Genomic DNA, 26,311 nt, shown 5'->3' with positions numbered 1-26,311 from the left:
GAGCGGCCATCGGCAATTCGCTGAGATTGATGGGCAGGGCGTCGGAATCGCCCCCTCAGGGCATGTGGGGCAGCACGCTGAGGTAGTCGACGGCGCGCGTGGGCTGGAAGCGTGCCGAGGCGAAGGAGCTGCCGCGCAGGCCGCATTCCACCAGCAGAATCAGCAGGCCCAGGCCCGGGACCAGCGCCACCAGCAGCCACCAGGCGGAATGGCCGCGATCATGCAGCCGACGTCCCCAGCTGGAGATCAGCAGCACGGCGGCCACCATCGTGGCGGGCCACATCATCACCGTCTTGATGCCCATCATCACGATCCACGCGACGAAGGGAATGAGCACGCACTGGCGCGCCCAGAAGCCGGCACGCGTCAGGGTGCCGGTTGTTTTGATTTCACTGCACGCCGCATCAATCAGGCGCATGGCTCGTCCTCCCGGGCGACATCATGCCTGAAGGGGCCGCCCCAGCCAGATTCGGCCTGGGCGCGGTTTGCAACGACGTGTTGGCTTCGTGGGGTCGACGTCACACAAGACCTGGAGAGTTCGTCCAGCGCCCCTCGCATCGGCCCTCGCCAAGACGACAAAGCGCGGCAGAGCCGCGCTTTGTGTGTCAGTGGGAAGCGTCAGTGTGAGACCCACTGACCGGCCAGGCTCAGCGCTTGGTGGCGTCCTTGACGGCTTCCTTGGCGTCGCCGTAGCCCTTTTGCACCTTGCCTTCGGCCTGCTTGGCCAGGCCCTTGGCCTGTTGCTCATCGCTGCCAATGACCTCACCGGTCTTCTCTTGCACCTTACCGGCGGCGTCCTTGACGGCGCCCTTCACTTGATCCTTGTTCATGGCATGACTCCAATCGTTGGTTGAAGATCCCGCGGTTCCGGCCCTTGGCTGGATTTGCGGGAGACAGGTTCATGTTAGGCAGGGCAGCGTGAGCGCTGTGCAGGTCTTGCAGCGGTTCTCCTGTCAGTCAGGACCTACGCGGTACGGACAGCGGACGTCTGAGACCGGGTGGCCACCAGCGCGATCCGCCGATTGGCGATGACCGCGCCCGCAACTGCTGCTTGCGATCACCGTGCCCGCATCTGCCGCGCCCGCCACAGGCCTTCCATCGAATAGACCGCCAGCGCCGCCCAGATGAATGCAAAGCCGGCCAGCCGCGCCGCGCTGAGCGGCTCGTGGTAGAGCCACACACCGAGCGCAAACTGCAGCGTGGGCGCGATGTACTGCATCAGGCCCAGCAAGGTCATCGTGATACGACGCGCACCGATGGCGAAGAGCAGCAGTGGGGCGGCCGTCATCGGACCGGCCAGCAGCAGCCAGCCCCATTGCGACGGCGTGCCGGTCACCAGCGCGCTGTGGCCTTGCGAGGTCCACACGGCCAGCGCAATGGCGGCCACCGGGGCCAGCAGCAGGGTCTCAAGCGTCAGCCCTTCGAGGGCGCCCAGCGGTGCCGTCTTGCGCATCAGCCCGTAAAAGCCGAAGCTCAGCGCCAGCACGAGGGCGATCCAGGGCAGCTGTCCCGCGTTGATCGTCAGCCACAGCACCCCCGCCGCGGCCAGGGCCACCGCCACCCACTGGCCCGGTCGCAGCCGCTCCCGCAGCACCAGAAAGCCCAGCGCCACATTCACCAGCGGGTTGATGAAGTAGCCCAGGCTCGCGTCCACCACATGCCCGTTCTGCACCGCCCAGACATAGGTGAGCCAGTTCACCGAGAGCAGCAGCGCGGACAGCGCGAAGGTGCCGACCAGACGTGGCGCGCGTAGCACCGGCCCGAGCCAGGCCCAGCGCCGCAGCACGGTGAGTACCACCGCGACCACCACCAGCGACCAGACGGTGCGATGCGCCACCACCTCCATCGCATTCACCCCGACCAGCTGCTTGAAATAGAGCGGGAACAGACCCCACGCGGTGTAGGCCAGGGCAGCGCAGATCATGCCGGTGCGCATGTCGCGGGCGGCGGAGGCGGTCGATGACGCGATGTCGGGTGCCGTCGAGGCGGCAGCCGGGGATGCGGCCGATGGGGCGGCGGACTGGGGGGAAGCGGTAGAGGTCACAGGTCGGGGCCGGCAGTCCCAAGGACGATCGGCGATCAGAGAAGTGGGACATCGCCGCGGGTGCTGGGGAGCGCCCTGCAGCGCCGTGCGGTGGCGGATTGTCCCCAAGAACACGGACGCGCGCCGGGGCAGGCGAGGAAGCCCTTGTCCGTGAGCGCCCTTGGGCGCCGCCTGTGAAGATCGCTCATGGTGGCCGAACCTGGAGGCCCCAATGCCTGGGGGGAGACGAGCTTTTCATTGATCGCCAATCGGCGCAGCATGTGCGCCCATGGCACATGTCGAATTCACCGCGCAGCTCCACCGGTACGTGGAAACCCCCGTGCTGGACTGCGAAGCCGCCCGGCTTGGGGAGGCGCTGGCGCATGCCTTCCGGGTGAATCCGCGTCTGCGGGGCTACATCCTGGATGAGCAGGGCCACCTGCGCACCCATGTGGCCGTGTTCATCGACGGCCACAAGGCGCGCGATCGGCAGGGACTGAGTGATGCCCTGTCGCCCGCGTCCCGGGTCTATGTGCTGCAGGCGCTGTCGGGCGGCTGACCCGATGCAGCGAAGGAGACACCCATGACGACGACCGCCTGGATCGGAACCCGCAAAGGCTTGTTTGAACTGCAGCAGCGGGATGGCGACGGCTGGTCGGTGGCACGTCACCATTTCGCAGGCGATCCGGTCAGCATGGTGCTGCCGCCGGCCGTTCCGGGCGGACGGGTGATTGCGGCGCTCAACCTGGGCCACTTTGGCTGCAAGTTGCAGGCGTCGGATGACGGTGGGGCGACCTGGCACGAGCTGCCGGCTCCGGCCTTTCCCGGGCAGCCGGAGGGCGCGGAGGGGCCGGCGTGGAAGCTGCAGCAGATCTGGTCGCTGGAGCGCGGCAGCGATGGACGGCTGTGGGCCGGGACCATCCCAGGCGGCCTGTTTGTGAGCGAGGACGACGGCGAACGGTGGTCGCTCGTGGAGTCCTTGTGGCATCAGCCGGCCCGGCTGGGGTGGTTCGGCGGCGGCTATGACGCACCGGGCATCCACTCGATCTGCATCCATCCGAAGCAGCCGTCGCAGGTGCTGCTGGGGATCTCCTGCGGCGGCGCCTGGCGCACCGAGGACGGCGGCCAGCACTGGCAGATCAGCGCCAAAGGCATGCGCGCCGACTTCATGCCACCGGAGCAGGCGGGCGAGGAGAACACGCAGGACCCGCATCGCATCGTCGCCTGTGAGGCGGACCCGCGGGTGCTCTGGTGCCAGCATCACAACGGGGTCTGGCGCAGTGAAGACGGCGGCGCGTTCTGGCGGGAGATCAAGCCGCCGGTCTCCGGCTTCGGCTTCGCCGTGGCCGCCCATGCCGCCGATCCCTTGACGGCGTGGTTCGTGCCGGCGGTCAAGGATGAGCGCCGGCTTCCAGTGGACGGCGCGCTGGCCGTTAACCGCACGCGGGATGGGGGCGAGACCTTTGAAACGTTGCGATCGGGCCTGCCGCAGCAGCACTGTTACGACCTTGTGTATCGCCACGGTCTGGCGGCCCATGCGGATGGGCGTCGGCTGATGATGGGCAGCACCACCGGCAACGTCTGGGCCAGCGGCGATGCCGGCGATCACTGGCGCAATGTCTCGCACACCTTGCCGCCGGTCTACTGCGTGCGCTTTGGTTGAGATGGCGGCGTCACCGCAAAGCCGCTGACCGCGGCTGTGCCGGGGCGCTGACGGCCGCAGCGGGCGTCAAGCCTGGGGCGCCAGCCAGCGCGCCCACTCGGGCCCCGGGGGGGCTTCCAGCGTGAGCGGGGCGTTGGTCACCGGATGCTGCAACTGCATCCGCTCGGCATGCAGCCAGAGCCGCTGCTGGCCGAGAAAAGCCGCCAGCGCGCGGTTCAGCGGTCCCTTGCCGTGATTGGCATCCCCGATGATCGGATGCGCCAGATGCTTGAGATGCCGACGGATCTGATGCCGTCGGCCCTGGACCGGCTCGCAGGCCAGCAGGCTCAGCCGGGTGTCCGGGAACTGCGGATGGGTGGGCACCGGCACGGTGAAGCGCTGCAGGCACCGCCAGTGGGTTTGCGCGTCCAGCATCGGCTGACCGGCCGACGGCAGTTCCGGGTCGCGCGCCAGGGGATGATCCACGGTGCCCTGATCGTCCGCAGGCCAGCCTCGCACCAGTGCCAGATAACGCTTGTGGGTGAGCCGCTCCGCCAGCGCCACGCCCAGGGCGCTGGCAGTCTCCGCCTGCAGCGCAAACACCAGCACGCCCGAGGTGCCGCGATCCAGCCGATGCACCGGCCAGACCGGTTGCCCGAGCTGGTCCCGCAGGCGCTGGACGGCAGCGTCGTCTTCATGGGCGTCGAGTGCGGTGCGATGCACCAGCAGGCCGGCGGGTTTGTCGATGACGGCGAGGTACTCGTCCAGATGCAGCAGTCGAAGCGGCGACAGCGGCACGGGCCCCGCCACCCGGAGCCCTGCGTGTTGTGTACCGGCGGCCACCGTGGATGCGTGCTCCGGCGCCCGCGCCTGCAGCGGCTCGGATGCGTCTTGAAACGATGGAGAGGGCGATGTCATGGGTTGAGGGGACGGTGCGGCCGGGAAGGCGGTTCGCCCCACGGAAAGTGATGGTTTTTTGCTTCGTTCTCACGCGCTCACCCCGCTTTGGGGGTGTGACGCCACCCAGGGGTGGTCGCCAAAATCCTGTCATCGGAGCGGCCCATCATCATCGCAGCGGATGGGCCTTCCAGCATCGGTTGTTCGGACAGCATCCCAGGGTCCCGTCGGACCTCGCCGCCAAGCGGATGCTGTTCTCAGGAGTGGGTCATGCCTCAGGAGTTGCGCGTCGGTCATCGTTCCAGTCTGGTCTCCCTGTTGGGGTGGGGACTGGTGTTCCTCGGTCTGCTGGGGCTGCTGTTGTCGGCCTGGCGGATGGAGCCGTGGCTGGCGGTGGCGCTGGGCGGCTGGTCGGTGCTGGCCCTGGTGACCGGCCACGCGCTGTGGCGCCGCCTGCAATGGGCGCTGCGCGCCAGCAACTGGCTGCTGGCGAGTCTGGTGCCGGTGGTGATGGTGGCCGTGGGCGCGCTGGTGCAGGAACTGCCGATGCTGGCCCTCGTGCCGCTGGGCGGGCTGATGGCGCTGGCCCTGTCCTGGGCGCTGAGCCGGCTCAACTCGCGGGGCGTGCGCCAGGAATTTGCCTGATCGCGTCACGGGGCCGGACACCGCCCCCCGCTGGGAAGACCGCCGAACCGTCTCGTAACGGCTCAGTTCAGATCGCCATCCCTGTAGAGCCAGGCGCCGTCCACCTTCTCGAAGCGGCTGATCTCATGCAGCCGGTAGGCGCGGCCACCGAGCTTGCTCCGTGCAACGAACTCGACGGTCGCGTGGGTCTCGTCCTGCACCGCATGCCGCTTCACCTCCAGCCCCAGCCATCGCAGCCCCGGCTCATTCGGCGCCACCGCGTCCGGACGCGTCAGCGGATGCCAGGTGGCCCGCAGATAGCTGGTCAGGTCCAGCACAAAGGCGCTGTAGCGGGAGCGCATGAGCGCCTCGGCATCCGGCGCGGTCAGGGCGCCCTCCGCCTCAAAGGCGCCATGCAGCGGCCCGCAGCAGCGGCCGTACAGGGCGTTTCGGCCGCAAGGGCAGGGGGCGTCTGGACTGAAATGCATGGTCTTCATCGGGCCGGCATCATGCCATCCTAGAATGGCTGGATGAATTCCCAGGATTTTGGCGCGGCCGGCGCCCCTCATGCCCGCAACGGCCAGGACTCGCAGGACGCCCACGACACGCCGGACGAGGGTCAGCACGACCTGTTCCGTCCGCGCGCGCCGCGCGGCCTGCTGGACAATCTCAATCCCGAGCAATATGCGGCGGTGACGCTGGGCCAGGAGCCGGCGCTCATTCTGGCCGGCGCCGGCTCGGGCAAGACGCGGGTGCTGACCACCCGCATCGCCTGGCTGATGAGCCAGGGCCTGGCCACGCCCGCGGGCGTGATGGCGGTGACCTTCACCAACAAGGCTGCCAAGGAGATGGTCACCCGTCTCTCGGCGATGCTGCCGGTGAATGTACGGGGCATGTGGATCGGCACCTTCCACGGCCTGTGCAACCGTTTCCTGCGGGCGCACTGGAAACTCGCCGGCCTGCCGCAGGGCTTCCAGATCCTGGATGCGGGCGACACCGTCTCCGCCGTCAAGCGCGTCATCAAGGCGATGAAGCTGGACGAAGAGCGGTTCGTGCCCAAGCAGGTCTCGTGGTTCATCGCTGGCGCGAAGGAAGACGGCCTGCGGCCCAAGGACATCGACCTGCGGGACGAGCAGACCCGCAAGCTGGTGGAGATCTATCAGAACTACGAAGACCAGTGCACCCGCGAAGGCGTGGTGGACTTCGCCGAACTGATGCTGCGCTCCTATGAGCTGATGCGTGACAACGCCGCCGTGCGTGAGCACTACCAGCGGCGCTTCCAGTACGTGCTGGTGGACGAATTCCAGGACACCAACAAGCTGCAATACGCCTGGCTGAAGATGTTCGCGCCACCGGGGCGCGGCCAGGGCGTTTTTGCGGTGGGCGATGACGACCAGAGCATCTATGCCTTCCGTGGCGCCCGTGTCGGCAACATGAGCGACTTCGAACGCGAGTACCGGGTGCGCCATGTGGTGAAGCTGGAGCAAAACTACCGCAGCTTCGGCAACATCCTGGACGCGGCCAATGCGCTGATCAGCAACAACACCCGGCGCCTGGGCAAAAACCTGCGCACCGACGCGGGCGCGGGCGAGCCGGTGCGCATCAACGAAGCCAGCAGCGATTTCGCGGAAGCGCAGTGGCTGCTGGAAGAGGCGCAGGCCTTGCATCGCCAGGGGCTGCCGCGCAGCGAGATTGCGGTGCTCTACCGCAGCAATGCGCAGTCGCGGGTGATTGAATCGGCACTCTTCAATGCGGGCATTCCGTACCGGGTGTATGGCGGCCTGCGCTTCTTCGAACGCGCCGAAATCAAACACGCCCTGGCCTACCTGCGGCTGATCGAGAACCCGAACGACGACACCAGCTTCCTGCGCGTCGTCAACTTCCCGGCGCGGGGCATTGGCGCCCGCACCGTCGAGCTGGTGCAGGATGCGGCGCGGCAGAGCGGCCGGTCGCTCTACCAGAGCGTGGCGGCGGTGTCGGGTCGCGGCGGTGCGAGCCTGGGCGGGTTCGTCGGCATGATCGAAGCGATGCGGGAGGCGACCACCGGCCTGACGCTGCGCGAAATCATTGAACACGTCATTGAAGCCTCGGGTCTGGCGGACTTCTATCGCAACGAAAAAGAAGGCGAAGAGCGGCTGGAAAACCTGGGGGAACTGGTCAACGCGGCAGAGGCGTTTGTCACCCAGGAAGGCTTCGGCAAGGACGCGGTGGCCCTGCCGGTGGACGAGCACTCGCCCGGCCAGATTGCCGACGGCTTCCCGTCCGCGGTGGCGGCCGCTGCGCCGGCCACGCCCGATGCGGAGACCGGCGAAATCATGTCGCCGCTGGCCGCTTTCCTGACCCATGCCTCACTCGAAGCTGGCGACAACCAGGCACAGGCCGGTCAGGACGCGATCCAGCTGATGACGGTGCATTCGGCCAAGGGGCTGGAGTTCGACGCGGTGTTCATCACCGGGCTGGAGGAAGGCCTCTTCCCGCATGAGAACTCGATGTCCGATGCCGACGGGCTGGAGGAAGAGCGCCGGCTGATGTATGTGGCCATCACCCGCGCCCGGCAGCGGCTCTACATCAGCTTCTGCCAGACGCGCATGCTGCATGGGCAGACGCGCTACAACATCAAGAGCCGCTTCCTGGAAGAGCTGCCGGAAGAAACGCTCAAGTGGCTGACGCCGCGCAACCAGGGCTTCGGCTCCGGCTTTGCAAAAGATTACCAGCAGGCCTGGCAGCGCGGATCGGGGCTGAAGTCCATGGTCGGCGCGGGTCGTGTGGAGCCGCCGAGCTTTGCGTCGGCGCCGGTGCCCAGTTCGATGAAACAGTCGGCCGCGCAGAAGACGGGCGACGAACATGGCGGTCTGCGGGTGGGCAAGGGCGTCTTCCACAACAAATTCGGGGAAGGCGTGCTGGTGACGCTCGAGGGCAGCGGACCGGATGCACGCGCGCAGGTCAACTTCGGTCGGCATGGGGTGAAGTGGCTGGCGCTGAGCGTGGCCAAGCTGACCCCGATCGATTGAGTCGGTTCAAGAAGCGTTAGAGTCGGGGCGGGGCGCCAGAGAGTCCGGATGTCCGGACCCACCGCGCGGGGAGGGAGGGGAAAAACTTTCTCTGCAGTCTGGAGACCCATGCGTACCGTCGTTCCTGTTGATCCTCCTCACGATCCCACCGTGCTGGACGCTGCTTCCCTGGGCGCGGCCATTCGTTCCGCCCGCACGAGGTCCCGTATTCCGCTGGTGGAAGCCGCCGATGCCATTGGCGTGTCGCGGCAGACCATGATCAATATCGAAAAGGGTGGGGCCGGTGTGGGCCTGCCCACCGTGCTCAAGGCCGCGCGTGAACTGGGTGTCACGCTGTTTGCGGTCGCGGCCACCGAACGCGAGGTGGTGCGCCGCGCCATCCTGGCGACCCGCGACGAGGCTTGAGACCATGACCGTGCAGGTGTGGCTGGACGACCAGCCCGCCGCAGAGGTGACCGTCGCACTTGACGGCGCTCCTGCGGGCCTGCGGTATTGGCCGGAATGGTCCGCTGGGCTGAGAGCGTATCCGCTCAGTCCGGGGCTGCCGCTGCATCTGGCGGCGCCTCATGCCGCGTTTCCTGTCGCGTCTCCTGTCGCGTCTGTTGCCGCGCCTCGTGCGGCGCCGGTGGGGGATCTGGCGAAGGCCTCGGCGCTTGCGGAGCCCGCACACGCCGCCCCTTCACCGCAAGGACGCAGGTCCTCCGCGACCTCCGGCCTTGCTGCGCAAGCCGATCCCGGTTCCGGCGAGTTGGCGGCCTACCTGAATGCATTGCGCCCGGGAGGTCTTGCGGAAGCCGGACTTCGGCGGGTCTTGGGTCGAGTAGCCGGCGACGCCCTGCTGCCGGTGCTGACCGCTGCGGGTGACGATCTGCCTGGCGCCGTCAGCCTGCGGGACACCCAGGCGCCGCGCCGCGCCGGGCCGCAACTGCGCGTGATCCCCGTCACCGAGATGGCGGAGCGTCTGCGGGGACCGGTGGAAGAGTCGCTGCTGCTTCCGTCCAACGATGCGCCGCAGGTGATGCCCTGGTGGCCATCGGGATCGGCGGGTCGCCCGCGCGTGGGCGTGTACCTGGATCAGGGCCAGTGGTGGTGGACCCGCACGCCGCAGTTGGCCTCCACCCATCTGCTGGAGGCACCAAGCCATGGCGCGGGCGAGGGTGAAGGCGAAGGCGAAGGCGAAGGCGACGGGGGTGAGCACCGGCTCTTCAACCGCTTCTTCTGTCTCCGCCTGGCCGCTCGCCTGGGCCTGGACGTGGCCCCCGTTGAACTGCTGAGACTCCCGATGCCGGTGTTGCAGTTCCAGCGATGGGACCGGCTGCGCCTGGACGACGGCCGGGTGCGACGCTTTCATGCGGTCTCTGTGGCGCAGGCGCTTGGGCTGCGGCCGCATGCGCATGCTTGCGGTGACATCGCCGACCGTGAGTGTCACGCTTCCAGCGCGTCCGCCGAGGCGGTACCGACCGCATCAGCCGCCGAGCGATGGAAGCAACTGGGTAAGCTGCTGGACCTCAGTCCACAACCGCTGGTGGATCGGCGGGCGCTGATCCGCTGGTGGATCTTCCAGACGCTGACCGGGCATTGGGCCGCGAGGCCGGATGAGCTTTGGTGCTACCTCGATCACGCAGGGCTGCGATGGGCCCCCGTGATGGATCTGATCTGCCCGCCCGCGCTCAACGCGAGACCGCGTTTGACGCCTGAGTCATCCATGGTCCCGCCATCCGGAAGCGCCCATGACTGGGCGGTGGCCGCAAAATCCTGCGGCGCACCGCCGAGGATCCTGGCCCACGAACTGCGACGGATGTGCGAAGCCGCCCCGCAGGAAGCGCATGCGCTGGCAGAGACCTTGGCGGATGAGATGCCCCAGGACGTGATGCAAGGCATCGTGACAGTGGTGAGCGCGAACGCCACCCGTCATCTGGCCTGGGTGGACGACCTGCTGCACACGGATCATCGCGACTGAGTGCCGGTCAGAACTCAAGACTGACGATGGACTTGGGGGCGACGGGCGCGCGGATGGAGGCCCGCAGCCGAACGCTCCGGATCGAGCGCGGCTCGACCGAACGTGCCGGCAGAGCGGTCCGGTCTCAGTGAGGCTTCTGGTCCTCGCCGTTGTCGGGCTTTGGCGCTTCGCTGGCGGAACGACCGGCAGCGACTGTTGCGGTCGCGGGTGCGGATGATTCAACCGGCGTCTCCACAGGTGCAGCGGAATGTGCAGCTGCAGGTTCAGAGGACGGTGCAGATGCCGGTGCCGGTGCCGGTGGTGGTGCCGGTGCCGCCGCAACCGATGGTGCATCTGAAGGTGCCGGTGCGGATGCCTCGCCTGCGGGCCGTTCAGACGTCTGCGAAACGACGGGCCAGGCGGCGTCCGTCGATCCGTTTCCGGCGCCCGCGCTGAACTGGCTGCCCGCGCCCCCCGCATCACCGTCGGTGCCGCCCTTGCCGCCCTTTCGTGTGGGCGGCACCGGCAGGTCCTTGGGGGCACCGAACATGAAGCAGTCGATGAAGGTGAAATACAGGGAGCAGAGGAAGGCGGTGGACAGCACGAAGAACACCGGCACCTGCAGCAGGGTGGCCAGCGTGCGCGACCCGAGCAGGGCCGCCACCAGGCTCACGACGATGGAGCAGGTGAAGGTCAGCACGGTCCAGACGATGCCGGAGACCAGAAACGCGCCCTTGTTGCGCCACACGCCCAGGGTGCTGGAGAACAGCGACTGGATCACGCCCTGGCCGCCCCAGTGGATCAGCGCCGGCGCGTGCCACAGCGGCACGCTGACCAGCGTCAACAAGCCGAAGAAGGTGAAGGTGGCCTGGATCATGCGCGGATCGGTCATCACCGCCACCACCGCGGCCGGGTCCGGTTGCGTGCCCGACTTGGCCATGTCGGCGAGCTGGTCCATCGCACCGCCGGCCACCCAGATGGCGATCTGGCTGATCACCACACTCAGCACCACGCTCAGCAGTCCGAGCAGGAGCTGCGCCTTGCGGCGCTCCGGTGTCAGCTGCAGCGGCTGCGCAAACACCGACACCGTGGGGGTGTGGGACTGCAGCACCTGGTGCGAGGCCAGCATGAAGCCCAGGCAGACCAGCGGCACCGAGGCCACGGTCACCAGCGAGCCGACGACGGTCAGGCTCAGCAGCGTCCAGACCAGCATGGTCAGGGAGAACAGGCCGACCAGCGCAAACGGCTGGCGCTGCACCACTTTCAGGCCGTGCCGCACCCAGATCAGCCCATTGCGGGCGGGGACGGACTGCAGGTGCAACATCATGGCAAGGACTCCAGCGCGTGCCACGGACGGGCGATGCGCTCGCGCAGAACGCGCTCGAAATGGGTGGGATCGTGGGGTTTGAGCAGGCTGGCTTCGCGGGGCAGGTGGAAGTCCCACAGCCGCGAGATCCAGAACCGCAGGGCGGCGGCCCGCAGCATGCCGGGCAGCAGCCGGTGTTCCGCGCCGGTCAGCGGTCGCACCGTCTCATAGGCCCGCACAAAGGCGCTGGCGCGCTGCTCATCCAGGCGGCCGCTGGCCAGGTCAATGCACCAGTCGTTCAGGCAGACGCACAGGTCGAACAGGAAGGTGTCCACCCCGGCGAAATAGAAATCGAAGAAGCCGCTCAGCCGCTCCCGGCCTGGCAGTCCTTCGAACATCACATTGTCCCGGAACAGATCCGCATGGATCGGCCCGCGGGGCAACTGCGCGGTGCCGGGCGCCAATTGTTCCTGGAAGGCCAGTTCCTCCTGCAGCAGCGTGGCCTGCTCCGGGCTCACATGCGGCAGCACCACTGGCACCGTCTCGCGCCACCAGGGCAGGCCGCGCAGATTGTCCTGATGCATCGGGAAATCTGCGCCGGCCAGATGCATCCGGGCCAGCCCCGCGCCGACCTGCTCGCAATGGAACTCATCCGGCGCCAGCTGATGTCCGCCGCGCAGCTTCTCCACCACCGCGGCCGGTTTGCCGGCGACGGTGTGGAGGATGCGGTCCTGCGCGTCCGGCTGAGGGGCGGGCACGGGAACGCCGCGACGGGCCAGATGGCGCATCAGCTCCAGATAGAAGGGGAGTTGCTCGAAGCTCAGACGCTCGAACAGCGTCAGCACGAACTCACCCTTGGTGCTGGTCAGAAAGTAATTGGTGTTCTCGATACCGGCGGAGATGCCCTTGAGCGACTGGAGTTCGCCCAGCTGGAGGGTGTCGAGGAGCGTCTGGGCCGCTTCGGGCGTGACGTCGGTGAATACGGCCATGAAGAAATGGGGGTGGTGATCGGAGCGTTGTCGGGCGTGGGTCTGCGGCGGCCTCGGCTGATCGGGCTGACGGCTGGGTCAGTGGTCAGCGGACGTTGAGCATACCGGGGGCGACCGGGGCAGGGCTCCTGATCAGAAGCTCAGCACGCGCCAGACGCGTTGACCGGCGCCACCGCGGTCAGCGCCCTGGCGGACGGGAATATCTTTGCCGGTATCGCCGAGCAGGATCTCGTACTCGGGCGTGCCGTCCTTGCGCTTGATCACAAGCTTTTGGGTCAGGCCTCGGACCCGCGTCTCCTCGATGCGGACCTTGTCATCTTCCTGCACGATCTGCTCGACCTTGGCATCCGGCACGTCGTGGAACTCGACGCCATTGCCGGCGTTGGCCGGGGCGGAGGCAACGGCTGGCGTGGCCTGAGCGCTTGCAGCCCCCTCCGCCGACGGCTTGGCCGCCTGAGCGGACGTGCCTGCAGCAGCAGCGGAAGCCGCCCACTCCTTTGCCGAAACGGAGTACGTACCCGCCTTGGCGGTGCCGGGCGCAGCGGCTCCGGTCGTACCACCCGCTCCGGCGCCCGCCTGAGCGGTCGCGGAACCCGTGGCGACTGGCGCAGCGGGCGCCTCTGCCGCGTGCGCGGCCGAAGCGGCGCCCAGGGCGACAGCGCAGACGACCGCCAGCCGATGGAGGCTGGGCAACGGGGCAAAGCGGGTGATGATCATGATGGGTGAATTCTATGGCTTTACGCCTCACCTTTTTCGCCGGGCGGGGTGCGGCCCGCCCGAGCTCCCCTGCGCTCGAAACGCGCGGTGTTCCGTCTCACGCAGGCCTCCGCGATGAACGGCGAAGGCCAGGGGGGCCCTGTTTCCGTAAGTATCAGGAATGAATGACCAGCGGAGCTGGGCAGAAGGGACTGAGCTCGGACACAGACAGTCCGGGGGACTGTCTGTGCCTAGCGAAGGCCAGCGCCGCTGGCGCTGGCATGGAGGAAACAGGGCCCCCTGGTCTTTGTGGCCGCTCGGTCGCTGCACGCCGATCGCTGCACGCCGGTCGCACTGCCCAACCATCGCACAGTGCCTCTCTCAAATCCCCCGCAGACACCCCCTCAAGAGCCTCCTTCCTGCCTCCCGCTGACAGGATCCCCCCCGACCCCCAAGGCACAATACGCCCCCATGAATAAGCCCCTGATGTTGCTGGTTGACGGTTCCAGCTATCTCTATCGCGCCTATCACGCGATGCCGGACCTGCGCGGCCCGAACGGCCAGCCCACGGGCGCCATCCATGGCATGGTGGCCATGCTCAAGCGCCTGCGCGATGACGCCGGTGCCGAACACGCCGCCTGCGTCTTCGACGCTTCCGGCCCCACCTTCCGCGACGAGTGGTACCCCGAATACAAAGCCCAGCGCGCCCCCATGCCCGATGCGCTGCGCGAACAGATCGAGCCCATCCATGAGGTCGTGCGCCTGCTCGGGTGGCCGGTCCTCACCGTCCCCGGCGTCGAGGCCGACGACTGCATCGGCACCCTGTCCCGCGTGGCGGCGCAGGCCGGCCACCAGGTGCTGATTTCCACCGGCGACAAGGACCTGGCCCAGCTCGTCACCCCTGACGTCCAGCTCATCAACACCATGAGCAACGAACGCCTCGACGAAGCCGGCGTGCTGGCCAAGTTTGGCGTCTCCCCCGACCGCATCATCGACTATCTCACCCTCATGGGCGACACCGTCGACAACGTCCCGGGCGTTGAAAAAGTCGGCCCCAAAACGGCGGCCAAATGGATTGCGGAACATGGCTCGCTCGACGGCGTCATTGCCGCCGCCGACAAGATCAAGGGCGTGGCCGGCGAGAACCTGCGCAAGGCTCTCGACTGGCTCCCCATGGGACGCAAGCTGGTCACCGTCAAGGTCGACTGTGACCTCTGCGAGCATGTGGCCGGCTGGCCCGCACTCGAAGCCCTGGCCTTCAAGCCGGTGGACGAGGCCGGCCTGCTCGATTTCTACAACCGCAACGGCTTCAAAACCTGGAAGCGCGAACTCGAAGGGCGCCTGGGCGGCAGCAAGCCCAGCCACGGCGCGACCGTCCCACCGGACCTGCCCGCCGGCCAGTCCGACCTCTTCGCCGATCCGCCCGTAGCCCCCGCGCCGGCCGAAACGCACTACGAAACCGTCACCGACTGGCCCCGCTTCGACGACTGGCTCCAGCGCCTGCAGTCGGCCCCGCTGGCCGCCCTGGACACCGAAACCGACTCCCTCGACGCGATGCAGGCCCGCATCGTCGGCATCAGCTTCAGCGTCAAGCCGGGCGAAGCCGCTTATGTGCCGCTGCGCCACGAAGGCCCGGATGCGCCGGTGCAGCTGCCGATGGACGAGGTGCTCACCCGCCTCAAGCCCTGGCTGGAGGATGCCACCCGTCCCAAGGTCGGGCAGAACATCAAATACGACACCCACGTCCTGGCCAATCATGGCATCCAGGTGGCGGGTTATGTCTTCGACACGATGCTGGAAAGCTATGTGCTCGAAGCGCACCGCAGTCACAGCCTGGAAGCCCTGGCCGACCGCGTCCTCGGCCGCAAGGGCCTGAGCTACGAAGATCTCTGCGGCAAGGGTGCCCATCAGATTCCCTTTGCCCAGGTCGAGGTGACCAAGGCGGCGCAGTATTCCTGCGAAGACTCTGACATGTGCCTGCAGGTCCACCTCGCGCTCATGCCGCGCCTGGAGGCCGAGGAAAAGCTCAAGTTCGTCTACGAGCAGCTGGAAATGCCGGTGTCGCAGCTGCTGGCGCGCATTGAGCGCACCGGCGTGCTGATCGACGCCGTCCGTCTGCAGGCGCAGAGTGCCGAACTCGGCCAGCGCATGGTCGCCGCCGAGCAGGCGGCCCATGAAATGGCCGGCCAGCCCTTCAACATGGGATCACCCAAGCAGATCGGCGAGATCCTCTTCAACCGCCTCGGTCTGCCGGTGGTCAAGCGCACCGCGACCGGCGCCCCGTCCACCGACGAAGAGGTGCTGGAGAAACTCTCCGCCGACTTCCCCCTGCCGGCCAAGATCCTGGAATACCGGGCGCTGTCCAAGCTCAAGAGCACCTACACCGACAAGCTGCCGCTGATGGTCAATCCGCAGACCGGCCGCGTGCACACCACCTACGCCCAGGCGGTGGCGGTGACGGGGCGCCTCTCGAGCAACGAGCCCAACCTCCAGAACATTCCCATCCGCACGGCGGAGGGCCGCCGGGTGCGCGAAGCCTTCATCGCCCCGCCGGGCCACCGCATCGTGAGTGCCGACTATTCGCAGATCGAGCTGCGCATCATGGCCCACATCAGCGAAGACCCCGGCCTGCTGCGTGCCTTCCAGGAAGGCCAGGACGTGCACCGCGCCACGGCGGCGGAAGTCTTTGGCGGCGGCGTGGAGGCGGTGACGCCGGAGCAGCGCCGCTACGCCAAAACGATCAACTTCGGCCTGATCTACGGCATGGGCGCCTTTGGCCTGGCCCAGTCGCTGGGCATCGAGCAGAAGGCGGCCAAGGACTACATCGACCGCTACTTCACCCGCTTTGCCGGTGTCCGCACCTACATGGACGACACCAAGCAGTTTGCCAAGGCCAAGGGATATGTCGAAACCGTCTTCGGTCGGCGCCTCTGGCTGCCCGAGATCAACTCCGGCAACGGTCCGCGCCGCAGTGGCGCCGAGCGTCAGGCGATCAACGCACCGATGCAGGGCACGGCGGCCGACCTGATCAAGCTGGCGATGATCGCGGTGCAACAGGCGCTGGATGAGCAGAAAAAGCGCACCCGCATCGTCATGCAGGTGCACGACGAACTGGTCTTCGAAGTGCCGGAGGACGAGCTGAACTGGGTCAAGTCCGAGGTCCCGACGCTGATGGCCGGTGTGGCCGCCCTCAAGGTGCCCCTGCTCGCCGAGGTCGGCGTGGGCAACAACTGGGACGAAGCGCATTGACCCACTGTTAGCATCCACGCCCTATGAATTGGCCTTATGAATTGCAGGTCGGCTGGCGCTACACGCGCGCCGGCCGCGGGGGGCGGCGCAATCGCTTCATCTCTTTCATCTCCGGGGTGTCGATGTTCGGCATCGCCCTGGGGGTGGCGGCGCTGATCATCGTGCTGTCGGTGATGAACGGCTTCCAGAAGGAGGTGCGCGACCGCATGCTGTCGGTCGTGGCCCATGTGGAACTGCTGAACTACACCGGCGAAGCACTGCCCGACTGGCAGGCGGTGGCCGCCAAGGCCAAGGAGAATCCGGCGGTGGTGGGCGCGGCGCCATTCGTCAGCTCGCAGGCGCTGATCGCCCGCGGCGAGGACATGCGCGGCGCCATCGTGCGCGGCATCGACCCGACGCTGGAGCCGGCGGTGACGCCGGTGGCCGCTTCGCTGGCCAAGGACGGCCTGCTGCAGCGGCTCAAGGCCGGTGAATGGAACATGATCCTGGGCGTGGAGCTGGCCCGCCAGCTGGGCGTGCAGGCCGGGGACAAGATCACCATCGTGGCGCCCAGCGGTCAGCTGACGCCCGCCGGCGTGGTGCCCCGCTACAAGCAGTTCAATGTGGTGGGCGTGTTTTCCGCCGGTCACTATGAATACGACAGCGGCCTCGCCCTGGTGCACGTGGACGACGCCGCCAAGCTCTTCCGCACCGGCGGCCCCAGCGGTGTGCAGCTCAAGCTGACTGATGTGCAACAGGCCCGCGCCGTCGGCCAGGACCTGCAGCAGCGCTTCTCCCGCGACATCCTGGTCCGCGACTGGACCCGCACCAATGCCAACTGGTTCGATGCGGTGCAGGTGGAGAAGCGCCTCATGGGCATCATCCTCACCCTGATCGTGGCGGTGGCCGCCTTCAATCTGGTCTCCACCCTGGTGATGACGGTGACCGACAAGCAGGCCGACATCGCCATCCTCCGCACCCTGGGCGCCAGCCCCAAGTCGGTGATGGGCGTCTTCATGATCCAGGGCGCACTCGCCGGGGTGATGGGCACCTTGTCCGGCCTGGGCCTGGGCCTGCTGGTGGCACACAACCTGGACGTGATCGTGCCCTTCATCGAACGGGTGCTGCACACCACCTTCCTGCCGGCCAGCATCTACCTGATCAGCCACATGCCCAGCGACCCGCAGTGGGGCGACATCATCCCCGTGACCGTGACCTCCCTGATCCTGTCCTTTGTGGCGACGTTGTATCCGAGCTGGCGCGCCAGCCGCTTGCAACCGGCGGAGGCGCTGCGTTATGAGTGAGGCCGGCATGAATCCGACGGGCGCGCTTCAGGGCCCCGTGCTGCAGGGCCTCGGCCTGGGCAAGCGTTTTGTGGAGGGCCCGTTGGATGTGCAGGTCTTCAAGGGCGTGGACATCACGGTGCAGGCCGGCGAGACCATGGCCGTGCTGGGCGCCTCCGGCTCGGGCAAGAGCACGCTGCTGCACATCCTGGGCGGACTGGACAAGCCCAGCGCCGGCCGGGTGATGCTGATGGGTCGCGAACTCTCGACACTGGGCGAAGCCGCCCGGGGGCAGTGGCGCAACCAGCATCTGGGCTTCATCTACCAGTTCCACCATCTGCTGCCGGAGTTCAGCGCGCTGGACAACGTGGCTATGCCGCTGCGTATCCGCCGCGTGCCGGTGGAGCAGGCGAGGGCACAGGCCCAGGCGGTGCTGGCGCGGGTGGGATTGGCGTCCCGCGCGGCGCATCGGCCTGGCGAGCTGTCGGGGGGGGAACGGCAACGGGTGGCGATCGCCCGGGCGCTGGTCACGCGCCCGGCCTGCGTGCTGGCGGATGAGCCGACCGGCAACCTCGACCGCACGACGGCCGGCACGGTCTTCGACCTGATGCTGGAACTCGCCCGGGAGCAGGGCACGGCCTTTGTCATGGTCACCCACGATCAGGATCTGGCGGCGCGGTGCCAGCATCAGCGCCGGCTGGTGGGCGGGACGCTGCAGATCCTGGGCTGAGGGCGCCTCCGGCAGCCCGGCGTTCACCATCCTGCCAGTCACGCTTCACCGATGGCGAGGCGGGCGGCAGCCGGCACGGCCGTGGCGCACGCGCCGGTGAATTACCATCGGCGCATCATGACGACCGCCTCCGACGCCTCCGGCGCTTCCCGCCGTTTCATCCTCAAGCTCAGCTGCCCGGATCAGGCCGGGATCGTGCATGCGGTCACCGGTGAACTGCTGGCCCAGGGCGGCAACATCCTGACCTCCGCCCAGCACGGCGATGCGGACCACCACCGCTTCTTCATGCGCATCGAGTTCGAATGCGCCGAGCCGCGGCCGGTGCAGGCCTTGCGGGCGGCCTTCCAGCCGCTGGCCGAGCGCCTGTCGATGGACTGGGAGCTGGTGGACGCCCATCGCAAGACGCGGGTGCTGCTGCTGGTGTCGCGGCTGGGGCATTGCCTGAACGATCTGCTCTTCCGGGTGCAGACCGGCCATCTGGCCATCGAGATTCCGGCGATCGTGTCCAACCACCGGGACTTCTATCAGCTGGCCGCGTCCCACAACATTCCCTTCCATCACTTCCCCCTGCTGCATGCCAGCGAGGAGCAGAAGCTGGCGCAGGAGCGTCGCATCCAGGAAGTGATCGAAGAGCAGCAGATCGACCTGGTGGTGCTGGCGCGTTACATGCAGATCCTGTCGCCGCAGATGTGCCGCTACCTGGAAGGTCGCGCCATCAACATCCATCACAGCTTCCTGCCCAGCTTCAAGGGCGCCAAGCCCTACCACCAGGCGCATGAGCGGGGCGTGAAGCTGATCGGCGCGACCGCCCATTACGTCACCTCTGATCTGGACGAAGGGCCGATCATCGAGCAGGACGTCGCCCGCATCGATCACAGCATGACGCCGGACCAGTTGGTGGCGATCGGCCGCGATGTGGAATGCGTCACCCTGGCCCGGGCAATCCAGTGGCATGCCGAACACCGGGTGCTGCTGAACGGGCATCGCACGGTGGTTTTCCGCTGAGCGGCCTCAGCCATGTGGATCGACACCCACTGCCACCTGGACGCCGGGGAATTTGACATCGACCGGACGGCGGTGGTCGCGCGAGCCCGGGCGGCCGGGGTGCAGCAGATTGTTATTCCGGCGGTCGCGGCGGAGAACTTCGACACCGTCCGGCTGCTGGCCCATGCGCATGGGTTTGCCTATGCGCTGGGCATCCATCCGCTGTACGTGATGCGCGCCACGGAAGCGGACATCGCCGCCCTGGACGAGGCCCTGACCGCGCATCGTGACGACCCCCGGCTGGTGGCCATCGGTGAGATCGGGCTGGACTTCTTCGTCAAGTCGCTCGATGTGCAGCGGCAGCAGTGGTTCTATCTGGAGCAGCTCAAGCTGGCGCGTCGGCACCGGCTGCCGGTGATCCTGCATGTGCGCCGGAGCGCGGACCAGTTGCTGGCGGGCCTGCGCCGCATTGGGCTGGACACTGGTGGCATCGGTCATGCCTTCAATGGCAGCCGGCAGCAGGCGGATGCCTTCCTGGGCCTGGGTTTTTGCCTCGGCTTCGGTGGAACCCTCACCTTCGACCGCTCCCTGCAGATCCGCCGGCTGGCCGCCGAGCTGCCCGCCGAAGCGCTGGTGACGGAAACCGACGCGCCCGACATCCCCCCGCAGTGGCTCTACCGTACCGCCGAAGAGCGGGCGGCCGGTGCGTCGATGCGCAATGAGCCGGGCGAATTGCCCCGCATCGGGGCCGATCTGGCGGCGCTGCGGGGCTGGTCGGTGGACGAGGCGGCCCGCATCACTCGGCACAACGCCCTGCGGGCCTTGCCGCGGCTGGCGGCCCTGGGGGCATCCGCGGCGGTGACCGGGTCCGAGGCTGTGGCCGGGCCTGCACCTGGGCCGGCCCCTGCACCTGGTCCTGTCGTCGGCCCGGCGGCTGCCGCCGCGGCGGGGCGCTGATGCGCTGGTCCGGCCTGGCGCCGGTCATGGGCCCGGATGCCGAATGGCTGCTGCTGGGCAGCTTTCCCGGCGTCGCCTCCCTCAAGGCGCAGCAGTATTACGGCCACCCCCGCAACCAGTTCTGGCGTCTCCTGGGGGATGTGCGCGGCATCGAGCTGGCGACGCTGCCGTATGACGCGCGCCTGGAGGCCTTGAAGGCCCAGCGCATCGCCCTGTGGGATGTCATTGCCGAGACCGAGCGGGAAGGGAGTCTGGACAGTGCCATCCGCAACCCCGCCGTCAGCGACCTGCGACGGCTGCTGCAGGAACTGCCGGCGCTGCGGGTGATCGGCTTCAACGGCGGCACCGCCGGCCGTCTTGGACACCGTCAACTGGGCGACCTTGCAAAGGTTTACCGGGTTGTCGTGCTTCCTTCCTCCAGCCCGGCCCATACGATGCCCTACGATGAGAAGCTGCGGGCCTGGCGGGCGCTGGATGCGACCGGCGACGAGCGCCCGCCACATCAAGGGTGACCCACTCGTGGGGTCGCCTGACAGTCATGAGATCGGGACGGCGCAGTGGGCAACAAGCGGGACAAGAACAAGACAGACTGGGTCGAGGCGACGCTGAGTGAGTTCGACGGCGTGCGGTATCTGCACCTGGACTCCATCTGGGTGCAGGGCGCCATGCGGGTGAAAAAGCCTGACCAGCTGGAGCTGGAGTACGTGCAGCGCATGATGGCCTGGATGCTGTGGCGCGAGGCGCCCGAGATGACCGCCGGCCGCGCGGTGCAGCTGGGCCTGGGGGCCGGCGCGCTGAGCCGCTTCACCCGGCGCCAGCTCAAGATGAAGACCACCGCGGTGGAGATCAATCCGACGGTCATCAGCGCCTGCCGGCACTGGTTTCACCTGCCGGACGATGACGACCGCTTCCAGGTGTTGAACCAGGATGCTGGCGCCTGGGTGGCGGATGCGGCGAACTGGGGGTCGGCGGCGGTGCTCAATGTCGATCTCTACGACCACGAAGCCGCGGCGCCGGTGCTGGACGATCAGCAGTTCTACAGCGACTGCCGCGCCGTCCTGGCTGACGGCGGGGTGATGACGGTGAACCTGTTTGGCCGCAGCGCCAGCTTCTCCCGCAGCGCGGCCCGTATCGCCACCGCATTTGGGTCGGACCAGGTCTGGCACCTGACCCCCACGCGAGAGGGCAACACCATCGTGGTGGCCGCCCGCGGCATCGAGGTGCCGGACCGGGACGAGCTGGAGCGGCGCGCGGCCTTCATCGAAGACCGTTTCGACCTGCCGGCGCGCAAGTGGCTCAAACTGGTGCGCCCGCTGCCGATGAACATCATCAATCAGATCCGCGATTAAGCCATGAAGACGCCCACTGCCGCCAAGGCCCCGGAGACCGCGCCCGCAGGCAAGCTCGACTGGCGAGTGCTGCTGAAATGGCTGGTTGAAGACGGTGTGATCGATGCCGAGAAGGCCCGGCAGACCGAGTCGCGCTTCAATGCCGGCAACAGCGCCCTGCATCCCCTGGTGCGCCTGGGCAATGCGGGGCTGGCCCGCAGTGATACCGGCCGGTTGATGGACGTGGAGGCCATGACCGAATGGCTGGCCGGGCGCCTGAAGATGCCCTACCTGCGCATCGACCCGCTGAAGGTGGACGTCGGCCGGGTGGCGGATGTGATGTCGGCCAACTATGCCGAGGCGCGTCGCTGCCTGCCGGTGTCGGTGGGGCTGACCGACGTGACGGTGGCCACCGCCGAGCCGCTGGATCTGGGCTGGGTGCCGCAGATTGAATCCCACACCCGCAAGCGTCTGAAGCTGGTGCTGGCCAATCCGCAGGAGATCAGCCGCTTCACCACCGAGTTCTTCACCCTGGCCCGTTCGGTGCGGGCGGCGTCCAAGACCGGGGAGACCAGCCAGACCGCCAGCTTTGAGCAGCTGGTGGAGCTGGGACGCAGCAACAAGCAGCTGGACGCCAACGATCAGGGCGTCGTGCAGGTGGTGGACTGGCTCTGGCAGTACGCCTTCGACCAGCGCGCCTCGGACATCCACCTGGAGCCGCGGCGCGACATGGGCGCGATCCGCTTCCGCATCGACGGGGTGCTGCACACGGTCTACCAGCTGCCGCCGTCCGTGATGGCGGCAATGACGGCTCGGATCAAGCTGCTGGGCCGCATGGACGTGGTGGAGAAGCGCCGCCCGCTGGACGGGCGCATCAAGACCCGCAATCCGGCCGGGGACGAGGTGGAAATGCGTCTGTCGACGCTGCCCACCGCCTTCGGTGAAAAGATGGTGATGCGGATCTTCGATCCGGATACCGCCGTCAAGGATCTGTCGCAGCTCGGTTTCACGACCCACGATGCGGAGCGCTGGACCCGGCTGACGTCCAGGCCGCACGGCATCATCCTGGTGACCGGTCCCACCGGTTCGGGCAAGACCTCCACGCTGTATTCCACTCTCAAGCGGCTGGCCACGGATGAGGTGAATGTCTGCACGGTGGAGGATCCGATCGAAATGATCGAACCCTCGTTCAACCAGTCCCAGGTGCTGGCCTCCATCGACTTCGGCTTTGCCGAGGGCCTGCGGGCGCTGATGCGGCAGGATCCGGACATCATCATGGTGGGCGAAATCCGCGACCTGGAAACGGCCGAGATGGCCATCCAGGCGTCGCTGACTGGCCACCTGGTGTTCTCCACGCTGCACACCAACGATTCGGTGTCGGCCATCACCCGCCTGACGGACCTGGGGGTGCCGAACTATCTGATCGACGCCACCGTGATCGGTGTGCTGGCCCAGCGGCTGGTGCGCACGCTGTGCCCGAACTGCAAGGCGCCGGATCCGGACGTGACCCTGGACACACTCAACGACACCCTCAAGCCCTGGCGCCTGAGCGGCGGCGTCAAACCCTACAAGCCGGTGGGCTGCCTGGACTGCCGCAACACCGGCTTCCGTGGCCGAGCGGGCCTGTATGAGCTGCTGATGTTGTCCGACACGGTGCGCCGGCATCTGCACCCCCACACCGACATGACGGCGCTGCGCCGCCAGGCGGTGCAGGAAGGCCTGCGGCCGCTGCGGCTGGGCGGGGCGATGAAGGTCGCTGAAGGGCTGACGACGATGGATGAAGTGCTGCGCAGCACGCCGACGTGGGAACACCAGGGGTGAATCGACGGGACTGAGCCAACAGGACTGAGCCGACAGTACCGAGGCGACAGTACCGAGGCGACAGCGCCGCGCCGGGGCGCTGCACCGTGGGTGTTTTCCCCAGGGCGCCGACCGCTCGCCGTTTTACGTGGAAACCACAGACGGCGGGGCACCGCCGATCCCTAGAATCGCCGCCATTCAAGCCTCTAGAGGGTCCCTCGAATGAAGATCAAGAGTCAGCGCGACTTCTGGTCAGGGCTGTTGTTTGTGATCGTTGGTGTCGCGTTTGCGAGCGGTTCCCTGATCCACTACAGCTTTGGCAGTTCGGCCCGTCCCGGGCCCGGTTATTTCCCCTTCGGTCTGGGCGTGCTGCTGGCACTGCTGGGAGCCGCAGTGCTGTTCAAGGCGCTCACCATCGAATCGGAAGGCGGCCAGCCCATCGGGTCGATCGCCTGGCGTCCGCTGCTGATCGTCGTCGGCGCCATTGCGCTGTTCGGCTTCGCACTGCCCCGTCTGGGTCTGGCGATCACGCTGCCGGTGCTGATCATTGTGTCGTCCATGGCCAGCGATGAATTCCGCTGGCGTGATGCCGTTCTGAGCAGCGTCGTGCTCACCGTGGGCAGCTGGGCGATTTTCGTCAAGGGATTGAGCCTCGTGATCCCGGTGTGGCCAACCTTCCTCGGCGGTTGAGGAGTCGCGCATGGATCTGATCAATAACCTGATGTTGGGCTTTCAGACAGCCCTGACCCTCACCAACCTGCTGTATGCCTTTGGCGGCGCGGTGCTCGGCACCCTGATCGGTGTGCTGCCTGGCCTGGGGCCGGTGGCCACCATCGCGATGCTGCTGCCGTCCATCTATTCGCTGGATGCGACGCCCGCCCTGATCATGCTGGCCGGTATCTATTACGGCGCGCAGTATGGCGGTTCGACGACCGCCATTCTGATCAACGTGCCAGGGGAGTCGTCTTCGGTGGTGACCGCCATCGACGGCTACCAGATGGCCCGTCAAGGGCGCGCCGGCTCGGCGCTGGCGGCGGCCGGCCTGGGCTCCTTCTTCGCGGGCTGTGTGGGCACCGTCATCATCGCGGCCTTTGCGCCGCCGCTGACGGAGCTGGCTTTCAAGTTCGGCCCGGCGGAGTATTTCTCGCTGATGGTGCTGGGGCTGATCGGTGCGGTGGTGCTGGCCTCCGGCTCGCTGCTCAAGGCCATTGCGATGATCGTGCTGGGTCTGCTGCTGGGGCAGATCAACACCGATGTGATCTCCGGCACGCCGCGCTTCTCCTTCGACATTCCTGAACTGACCGATGGCATCAACTTTGTGGTGATCGCCATGGGCATCTTCGGGTTCGGTGAAATCATCGCCAACCTGGGTCAGCCGGCGGAACACCGGGAAGTCTTCACCAAGAGCGTGAAGGGTCTGTGGCCCACCAAGCAGGACTTTCACGACGCCTGGCCGGCCGTGCTGCGCGGTACGGCGCTCGGTTCGCTGCTGGGCGTGCTGCCCGGGGGCGGTGCGCTGCTGGCATCGTTCGCGGCCTATACGCTGGAGAAGAAGGTCGCCAAGGATCCGAGCCGATTCGGCAAGGGCGCCATTCAGGGCGTCGCGGGACCGGAATCCGCCAACAACGCCGGTGCACAGACCTCGTTCATCCCGATGCTGACCCTGGGCATTCCGCCCAATGCGGTGATGGCGCTGATGGTGGGCGCGATGACGATCAAGGGCATCCAGCCCGGTCCGCAGGTGATGACCAGCAATCCGGAACTGTTCTGGGGGCTGATTGCGTCGATGTGGGTGGGCAACCTGATGCTGGTCATTCTGAACCTGCCGCTGATCGGCGTCTGGATCAAGCTGCTGACCGTGCCCTACCGCTTCCTGTTCCCGGCGATCGTGGTGTTCTGCTGTATTGGTACCTACACGCTGAACAACAACAACTTCGACGTGTACATGACCGCCGGCTTCGCGGTGGTGGGCTACCTGTTCTACAAGCTGAGCTGCGAACCTGCGCCGCTGCTGCTGGGCTTCATCCTGGGCCCCATGATGGAAGAGAACCTGCGCCGGGCGCTGTTGCTGTCCCGGGGCGAGTGGAGCACCTTCATGACACGCCCGCTGTCGGCCGGTTTGCTGATCGCTGCGGCGCTGATGGTGGTGGTGGTGATGTTGCCCTCCATCAAGAATAAGCGCGAGGAAGCCTTCCAGGAGGATTGACGGCGCGGCACGCGGCGCCACCTGGTTGCCCGCGTGGATGGACTCACCTGAAAGGGCCCGCCTTGGCGGGCCCTTTCTTTTTGGACAGTGCGGGGGGAGGGCGCTGCATCTCAGGGAGGCGCCCCCGCGGCTCGGGCACCACGCCGGCGGGGGCTGCGGCGGAGGTGGGGTGGGCTTCGGCGGCGACGCATCTCTAGCACTGGGCGAATATCGCCAATATCTCACTGCGGCAGTTGTGTCCGCAGAATTTGCTGTGCTACAGTCTAAGGCTTCGCTGATCAACAAACGTTCTGAACAAGTTCTGAACACAAGTTGACCGGTTGGGTTCAAGCCCCGGCCGAACAGCGACACCCTCAGGTGCGGTTTCCGGTTTGCAATATGCAAGAGTGAAAAAGCGCTTGAAGGTGGTGAGTGATTGATCTTCGTGATGAGTCTCTCGCAGTCAGCGTAAAAAATAATTTGCACTGACTGCTTGACGAAATCAGAAAGAATGATTCATAATCTCGCTTCTGCGCTGCTGACGACGTAAACAAAACGACGACAGCGACGCAACGAAGACGGCCTGGCCGCTTCGATGATCTTTAAAAATTTACAGCCAATAAGCGTGGGCGTCTGAATAGAGGCAACCTGAGAAGGTTAAATCTTTAGACGCTCACGGAAAATGAATG

At 67.0% G+C, this 26,311-nt stretch carries 24 protein-coding genes; 16 read left to right on the top strand and 8 right to left on the bottom strand.

Annotated elements, in window-relative coordinates; translation table 11 throughout:
• Positions 1 to 55: 55 nt before the first annotated feature.
• From FHS28_RS17990 to rarD, 3 genes are all read right to left on the bottom strand, one after another.
• Positions 56 to 418, bottom strand: coding sequence for a DUF805 domain-containing protein (locus FHS28_RS17990; RefSeq protein ID WP_088454320.1), 363 nt, complete (start codon positions 416 to 418; stop codon positions 56 to 58).
• 229 nt (positions 419 to 647) lie between these two features.
• Positions 648 to 830 (bottom strand): CsbD family protein, encoded by a 183-nt coding sequence (locus tag FHS28_RS17985; RefSeq protein WP_088454321.1) that lies wholly within the window; start codon positions 828 to 830, stop codon positions 648 to 650.
• A gap of 227 nt (positions 831 to 1,057) precedes the next feature.
• Positions 1,058 to 1,936, bottom strand: coding sequence for an EamA family transporter RarD (rarD, locus tag FHS28_RS17980; protein ID WP_088454322.1), 879 nt, complete (start codon positions 1,934 to 1,936; stop codon positions 1,058 to 1,060).
• A gap of 376 nt (positions 1,937 to 2,312) precedes the next feature.
• On the opposite strand from rarD, the gene FHS28_RS17975 reads away from it, so the two are divergent.
• Positions 2,313 to 2,582 (top strand): MoaD/ThiS family protein, encoded by a 270-nt coding sequence (locus FHS28_RS17975; RefSeq protein WP_088454323.1) that lies wholly within the window; start codon positions 2,313 to 2,315, stop codon positions 2,580 to 2,582.
• Between the two features lie 24 nt (positions 2,583 to 2,606).
• Positions 2,607 to 3,686: a WD40/YVTN/BNR-like repeat-containing protein gene (locus tag FHS28_RS17970; RefSeq protein WP_088454324.1), complete on the top strand. Its 1,080-nt coding sequence runs from the start codon at positions 2,607 to 2,609 to the stop codon at positions 3,684 to 3,686.
• A gap of 66 nt (positions 3,687 to 3,752) precedes the next feature.
• On the opposite strand, the gene FHS28_RS17965 is transcribed toward FHS28_RS17970, so the two are convergent.
• Entirely contained in the window at positions 3,753 to 4,463 is a 711-nt protein-coding gene (locus FHS28_RS17965; RefSeq protein WP_310736811.1) for a pseudouridine synthase, read from the bottom strand.
• A 369-nt stretch (positions 4,464 to 4,832) separates the two neighbouring features.
• Between FHS28_RS17965 and FHS28_RS17960 the strand changes: the two genes are divergently transcribed.
• Positions 4,833 to 5,207, top strand: coding sequence for a hypothetical protein (locus tag FHS28_RS17960; protein ID WP_088454326.1), 375 nt, complete (start codon positions 4,833 to 4,835; stop codon positions 5,205 to 5,207).
• Positions 5,208 to 5,269: 62 nt separating this feature from the next.
• Here the strand turns inward: FHS28_RS17960 and FHS28_RS17955 are convergent, their stop codons facing one another.
• Entirely contained in the window at positions 5,270 to 5,683 is a 414-nt protein-coding gene (locus FHS28_RS17955; protein ID WP_088454327.1) for a YchJ family protein, read from the bottom strand.
• A gap of 33 nt (positions 5,684 to 5,716) precedes the next feature.
• Between FHS28_RS17955 and FHS28_RS17950 the strand changes: the two genes are divergently transcribed.
• From FHS28_RS17950 to FHS28_RS17940, 3 genes are all read left to right on the top strand, one after another.
• Positions 5,717 to 8,197 carry a UvrD-helicase domain-containing protein gene (locus tag FHS28_RS17950; RefSeq protein ID WP_088454328.1) on the top strand — a complete coding sequence of 827 codons (2,481 nt, stop codon included), beginning with the start codon at positions 5,717 to 5,719 and terminating at the stop codon, positions 8,195 to 8,197.
• A gap of 108 nt (positions 8,198 to 8,305) precedes the next feature.
• The gene (locus FHS28_RS17945; RefSeq protein ID WP_184295140.1) at positions 8,306 to 8,602 is read left to right on the top strand and encodes a helix-turn-helix transcriptional regulator; all 297 of its coding nucleotides are present in this window, start codon (positions 8,306 to 8,308) and stop codon (positions 8,600 to 8,602) included.
• A gap of 4 nt (positions 8,603 to 8,606) precedes the next feature.
• Entirely contained in the window at positions 8,607 to 10,157 is a 1,551-nt protein-coding gene (locus tag FHS28_RS17940; RefSeq protein ID WP_088454330.1) for a HipA domain-containing protein, read from the top strand.
• 124 nt (positions 10,158 to 10,281) lie between these two features.
• Here FHS28_RS17940 and FHS28_RS17935 read toward each other — a convergent pair whose 3' ends face one another.
• The 3 genes from FHS28_RS17935 to FHS28_RS17925 form a co-directional block, all read right to left on the bottom strand.
• Complete coding sequence (locus FHS28_RS17935; RefSeq protein ID WP_088454331.1) at positions 10,282 to 11,463, bottom strand: BPSS1780 family membrane protein; 1,182 nt, start codon at positions 11,461 to 11,463, stop codon at positions 10,282 to 10,284.
• Positions 11,460 to 12,431 (bottom strand): homoserine kinase, encoded by a 972-nt coding sequence (locus FHS28_RS17930; protein WP_088454332.1) that lies wholly within the window; start codon positions 12,429 to 12,431, stop codon positions 11,460 to 11,462. Before FHS28_RS17930 ends, FHS28_RS17935 begins: the two co-directional genes overlap by 4 nt.
• Positions 12,432 to 12,563: 132 nt before the next feature.
• On the bottom strand, positions 12,564 to 13,148 hold the full coding sequence (locus tag FHS28_RS17925; RefSeq protein ID WP_088454333.1) for a hypothetical protein: 585 nt from the start codon (positions 13,146 to 13,148) through the stop codon (positions 12,564 to 12,566).
• A 450-nt stretch (positions 13,149 to 13,598) separates the two neighbouring features.
• Between FHS28_RS17925 and polA the strand changes: the two genes are divergently transcribed.
• The 10 genes from polA to FHS28_RS17875 all read left to right on the top strand — a co-directional run bounded on the left by polA (position 13,599) and on the right by FHS28_RS17875 (position 25,643).
• On the top strand, positions 13,599 to 16,376 hold the full coding sequence (gene polA, locus FHS28_RS17920) for a DNA polymerase I (protein WP_088454334.1): 2,778 nt from the start codon (positions 13,599 to 13,601) through the stop codon (positions 16,374 to 16,376).
• Between the two features lie 23 nt (positions 16,377 to 16,399).
• The gene (locus tag FHS28_RS17915) at positions 16,400 to 17,659 is read left to right on the top strand and encodes a lipoprotein-releasing ABC transporter permease subunit (RefSeq protein WP_088454335.1); all 1,260 of its coding nucleotides are present in this window, start codon (positions 16,400 to 16,402) and stop codon (positions 17,657 to 17,659) included.
• A gap of 7 nt (positions 17,660 to 17,666) precedes the next feature.
• Entirely contained in the window at positions 17,667 to 18,368 is a 702-nt protein-coding gene (locus FHS28_RS17910) for an ABC transporter ATP-binding protein (RefSeq protein WP_088454336.1), read from the top strand.
• Positions 18,369 to 18,485: 117 nt separating this feature from the next.
• On the top strand, positions 18,486 to 19,373 hold the full coding sequence (gene purU, locus FHS28_RS17905; protein ID WP_088454366.1) for a formyltetrahydrofolate deformylase: 888 nt from the start codon (positions 18,486 to 18,488) through the stop codon (positions 19,371 to 19,373).
• Between the two features lie 12 nt (positions 19,374 to 19,385).
• A complete protein-coding gene (locus FHS28_RS17900; protein WP_088454337.1) occupies positions 19,386 to 20,309 on the top strand; it encodes a TatD family hydrolase in 924 nt (307 codons plus the stop codon).
• Positions 20,309 to 20,821: a DNA-deoxyinosine glycosylase gene (locus tag FHS28_RS17895; protein ID WP_088454338.1), complete on the top strand. Its 513-nt coding sequence runs from the start codon at positions 20,309 to 20,311 to the stop codon at positions 20,819 to 20,821. Before FHS28_RS17900 ends, FHS28_RS17895 begins: the two co-directional genes overlap by 1 nt.
• Positions 20,822 to 20,866: 45 nt before the next feature.
• On the top strand, positions 20,867 to 21,658 hold the full coding sequence (locus FHS28_RS17890; protein WP_088454339.1) for a spermine/spermidine synthase domain-containing protein: 792 nt from the start codon (positions 20,867 to 20,869) through the stop codon (positions 21,656 to 21,658).
• A 3-nt stretch (positions 21,659 to 21,661) separates the two neighbouring features.
• Complete coding sequence (tfpB, locus tag FHS28_RS17885) at positions 21,662 to 23,458, top strand: type IV pilus assembly ATPase TfpB (RefSeq protein WP_088454340.1); 1,797 nt, start codon at positions 21,662 to 21,664, stop codon at positions 23,456 to 23,458.
• Between the two features lie 201 nt (positions 23,459 to 23,659).
• Positions 23,660 to 24,127, top strand: a complete 468-nt coding sequence (locus FHS28_RS17880; RefSeq protein ID WP_088454341.1) for a tripartite tricarboxylate transporter TctB family protein — start codon at positions 23,660 to 23,662, stop codon at positions 24,125 to 24,127.
• Between the two features lie 10 nt (positions 24,128 to 24,137).
• Complete coding sequence (locus FHS28_RS17875) at positions 24,138 to 25,643, top strand: tripartite tricarboxylate transporter permease (RefSeq protein WP_088454342.1); 1,506 nt, start codon at positions 24,138 to 24,140, stop codon at positions 25,641 to 25,643.
• The last annotated feature ends 668 nt before the right edge of the window (positions 25,644 to 26,311 follow it).

Source organism: Roseateles terrae (genome assembly GCF_014192155.1).
GTDB classification, from domain to species: Bacteria; Pseudomonadota; Gammaproteobacteria; order Burkholderiales; family Burkholderiaceae_C; genus Roseateles; species Roseateles terrae.
The sequence above is the reverse complement of the archived record's forward strand: the minus strand, read 5'-3'. Positions and strand labels throughout refer to the sequence as shown.

Coding starts and splice junctions, on each gene's coding strand:
- polA (WP_088454334.1), top strand. CDS start 13,599: ATGAATAAGCCCCTGATGTTGCTGGTTGACGGTTCCAGCTATCTCTAT.
- FHS28_RS17950 (WP_088454328.1), top strand. CDS start 5,717: ATGAATTCCCAGGATTTTGGCGCGGCCGGCGCCCCTCATGCCCGCAAC.
- FHS28_RS17895 (WP_088454338.1), top strand. CDS start 20,309: ATGCGCTGGTCCGGCCTGGCGCCGGTCATGGGCCCGGATGCCGAATGG.
- FHS28_RS17910 (WP_088454336.1), top strand. CDS start 17,667: ATGAATCCGACGGGCGCGCTTCAGGGCCCCGTGCTGCAGGGCCTCGGC.
- FHS28_RS17975 (WP_088454323.1), top strand. CDS start 2,313: ATGGCACATGTCGAATTCACCGCGCAGCTCCACCGGTACGTGGAAACC.
- purU (WP_088454366.1), top strand. CDS start 18,486: ATGACGACCGCCTCCGACGCCTCCGGCGCTTCCCGCCGTTTCATCCTC.
- FHS28_RS17985 (WP_088454321.1), bottom strand. CDS start 830: ATGAACAAGGATCAAGTGAAGGGCGCCGTCAAGGACGCCGCCGGTAAG.
- FHS28_RS17925 (WP_088454333.1), bottom strand. CDS start 13,148: ATGATCATCACCCGCTTTGCCCCGTTGCCCAGCCTCCATCGGCTGGCG.
- FHS28_RS17880 (WP_088454341.1), top strand. CDS start 23,660: ATGAAGATCAAGAGTCAGCGCGACTTCTGGTCAGGGCTGTTGTTTGTG.
- FHS28_RS17990 (WP_088454320.1), bottom strand. CDS start 418: ATGCGCCTGATTGATGCGGCGTGCAGTGAAATCAAAACAACCGGCACC.
- FHS28_RS17970 (WP_088454324.1), top strand. CDS start 2,607: ATGACGACGACCGCCTGGATCGGAACCCGCAAAGGCTTGTTTGAACTG.
- FHS28_RS17900 (WP_088454337.1), top strand. CDS start 19,386: ATGTGGATCGACACCCACTGCCACCTGGACGCCGGGGAATTTGACATC.
- FHS28_RS17945 (WP_184295140.1), top strand. CDS start 8,306: ATGCGTACCGTCGTTCCTGTTGATCCTCCTCACGATCCCACCGTGCTG.
- FHS28_RS17915 (WP_088454335.1), top strand. CDS start 16,400: ATGAATTGGCCTTATGAATTGCAGGTCGGCTGGCGCTACACGCGCGCC.
- FHS28_RS17960 (WP_088454326.1), top strand. CDS start 4,833: ATGCCTCAGGAGTTGCGCGTCGGTCATCGTTCCAGTCTGGTCTCCCTG.
- FHS28_RS17940 (WP_088454330.1), top strand. CDS start 8,607: ATGACCGTGCAGGTGTGGCTGGACGACCAGCCCGCCGCAGAGGTGACC.
- tfpB (WP_088454340.1), top strand. CDS start 21,662: ATGAAGACGCCCACTGCCGCCAAGGCCCCGGAGACCGCGCCCGCAGGC.
- rarD (WP_088454322.1), bottom strand. CDS start 1,936: ATGCGCACCGGCATGATCTGCGCTGCCCTGGCCTACACCGCGTGGGGT.
- FHS28_RS17875 (WP_088454342.1), top strand. CDS start 24,138: ATGGATCTGATCAATAACCTGATGTTGGGCTTTCAGACAGCCCTGACC.
- FHS28_RS17935 (WP_088454331.1), bottom strand. CDS start 11,463: ATGATGTTGCACCTGCAGTCCGTCCCCGCCCGCAATGGGCTGATCTGG.
- FHS28_RS17930 (WP_088454332.1), bottom strand. CDS start 12,431: ATGGCCGTATTCACCGACGTCACGCCCGAAGCGGCCCAGACGCTCCTC.
- FHS28_RS17955 (WP_088454327.1), bottom strand. CDS start 5,683: ATGAAGACCATGCATTTCAGTCCAGACGCCCCCTGCCCTTGCGGCCGA.